General features: G+C 74.9%; 3 protein-coding genes. 2 read left to right on the top strand and 1 reads right to left on the bottom strand.

Features of this window, described 5'->3' with window-relative positions; genetic code table 11:
* Window positions 1-186 precede the first annotated feature (186 nt).
* The gene (locus C593_RS0128415) at window positions 187-387 is read right to left on the bottom strand and encodes a helix-turn-helix domain-containing protein (RefSeq protein ID WP_018850711.1); all 201 of its coding nucleotides are present in this window, start codon (window positions 385-387) and stop codon (window positions 187-189) included.
* A gap of 188 nt (window positions 388-575) precedes the next feature.
* Between C593_RS0128415 and C593_RS30795 the strand changes: the two genes are divergently transcribed.
* Together C593_RS30795 and C593_RS30790 are read left to right on the top strand one after the other, a co-directional pair.
* Complete coding sequence (locus tag C593_RS30795; protein ID WP_018850710.1) at window positions 576-1,748, top strand: tyrosine-type recombinase/integrase; 1,173 nt, start codon at window positions 576-578, stop codon at window positions 1,746-1,748.
* Window positions 1,749-1,810: 62 nt separating this feature from the next.
* The coding region (locus C593_RS30790; RefSeq protein WP_051093844.1) for a hypothetical protein at window positions 1,811-2,338 on the top strand (528 nt) is incomplete at its 3' end.

Below are 2,338 nucleotides of genomic sequence, written 5' to 3'. Positions count from 1 at the left end.
GGAGACAGGAGACGACGGCATGACCGGCCTTCCGGGAGGGGGGCACAACGGGGCGGGCTGCATACGGCGACGTCGGCCCCGACCAGCCGCGACGCGTATGCGATACAGGCCCGGCGCCCGGCGGGCGGACACGGACGGACCGGCGAGCGGTTCCGTACCCCCCGGGCCGGGTCGACGTCGGGCAGCTCAGGACGCGGCGGCCGTACGGGCGCGGTCCAGCTCCGACCGGTGGACGCGGACCCGGTGCCCCGTCGGGCCGAGCCGCTGCACCCGCATGGACGGGTCGGCCGCGATCCAGCGGGACACCGTCTTGGGGTGGACCTGGAGGAGCGCGGCGAACTGAGCGCGGGTCAGCCACTCCGGCGTCTCGGGGTCGAGCAGGTTCACGGGGATCTCCCTTCGGGCCCGTATGGGGACAGGCCGGGGCAGTCGTGGGCGGGCGGGGACAATAGCCCATCTGCCGGACCCCGGTTCCGCGTTGCCGTCCGCACCCCCGTCAGACGTCCCCGGATGTCCCCGTGTGAGTTCTCGCGTTCTCGCCCGCGCCCGTACAACTCGCGATAAGCTCACATATCGTGAGTACCAATCAGGCACCCGAGACCGCCCCGGAGTCGACCCCCGGGCCGCCCTCCGGTGACGCGCTGTTCCCCGTGCCGGCCGATCGCGGCAGGCACCCGGAACCGTTCTTCGACGCGGCGCTCCTCCCGCCCCGCGACGGCCGCCGCGTCCCCGGACCCGACACCCACCCGACGGGCCTCGTCCTCCCCTCGGAGTACGGCCCCGAGCTGACCGCGCGCCTGGACGCCCTCGATGCCGCGTCCGACGTCCACGCCGCCGCCCAGCGCCCCGCCAACACCACCCGCTCCTACGCGGCCGACTGGCGCACCTGGTGCGAGTTCGCCGCCCAGTTCGGCGTCCCGGACACGGCCGCCGTCCGCGTCGGCGTCCTCCGCGCGTACGTGACGTGGCTGTGGGAGCACCAGAACCGCGCAGCCACGACCATCGACCGCAAGCTCGCCGGTCTCGCCGTCACTCTGCGCCGAGACCACCAGGTCGTCATCCCGCCGGAGGTGACCACGGCCGCCCGGGAGCTACTGAAGGACCTCAAGCGGCAGGCGGCCGAGCGCAAGGAGCCTGCGCGCGGCCGGGGCAAGGCGCCCGCGATGCGCCTGGACGCCCTGCGCGCCATCGCCGCCGCCTGCCCGGACACCCTGACCGGGCTCCGCGACCGCGCGGCCGTGCTCCTGGCGTTCTCCATCGCCGCCCGCCGGCATGAGGCAGCCGCCCTCATGGGCCGGGACCTCGTCCTGGTCGACGGCGAGGGCCTGGACGTCGACGTGCGCGTCTCGAAGACCCACCCGCGCAAGGTCGCCGTCCCGTACGGCTCCGACCCGGCCCTCTGCCCCGTCCGGGCGTGGCTGGCGTGGCAGGAAGCCGCCGGGATCACCCCGGACTCCCCCGCGCTGCGCCGGATGCACCGGACCGGCAGCGTCACCCGCGCCGGTCTCGCCCCGGCCTCCGTGGGCGCGCTCATCACGGAGGCCGGGAGCCGGGCCGGGGTGAAGGTCCGGTTCACCGGGCACTCCGTCCGCTCCGGGCTCATCACCGAGGCCCGGCACGCAGGGAAGGACCGCAAGGCCATCGCTGCCGTCTCCGGGCACGTGGATGGCAGCCCGGTGCTGGACGGCTACATCCAGACCGCCGACCGCTGGAGCGACGAGGACAACGCCTTGAAGGGCGTCCTGTAACCACCCTTTCAGCCTCCGGGCCCGCAGCGTGGGCCCGGCACATCACCAGGAGAGAGACCGAGATGACGACCGAGGAACGCGCCCGCTGGAACGCGCTGGAGATCCGGAAGCCGGACCAGGTGCCGGCAGTGACGCCGCTGGCGTGGCAGGTGGCCAAGCTGACCGACCACGCGGACCGGCTGATGAACAACCTGCTCCCCGCCGACTTCCCTCACGAGGTGGAGCGCGGGACGGCCGGTGACGCCCTGGCCGTGCTCGCCCTGCGGGAGTCCATCCGCCGGGACGTCGAGCAGGGGCGCGGCACGCGGGTCCATGAGGCGCTGCTGCTGGGGGCGTCCTGGCGGGAGGTGGCCCGTGCGCTGGACGTCGAGACCGGCGAGGCCCGGGAGCTGCTGCGCGCGTGGGCGCAGGGGCAGCGGAACCTGTGGCAGCGCGGCGAGGCTGAGGGGCGCCGACCGTTCGGCCTGGACGCCGACGCGCACGCCGCTGTGCTGGCCCTGTGCGAGCGTGGCGACGACGAGGTGCCGGCACCGGCCGCGCCCCGCGTCCAGGAGCGGCACCAGGACGACACGGGGCCGGTGGCGGAGTCG

The sequence above is a fragment of the Streptomyces sp. CNT372 genome (assembly GCF_000377145.1).
The sequence above is the reverse complement of the archived record's forward strand: the minus strand, read 5'-3'. Positions and strand labels throughout refer to the sequence as shown.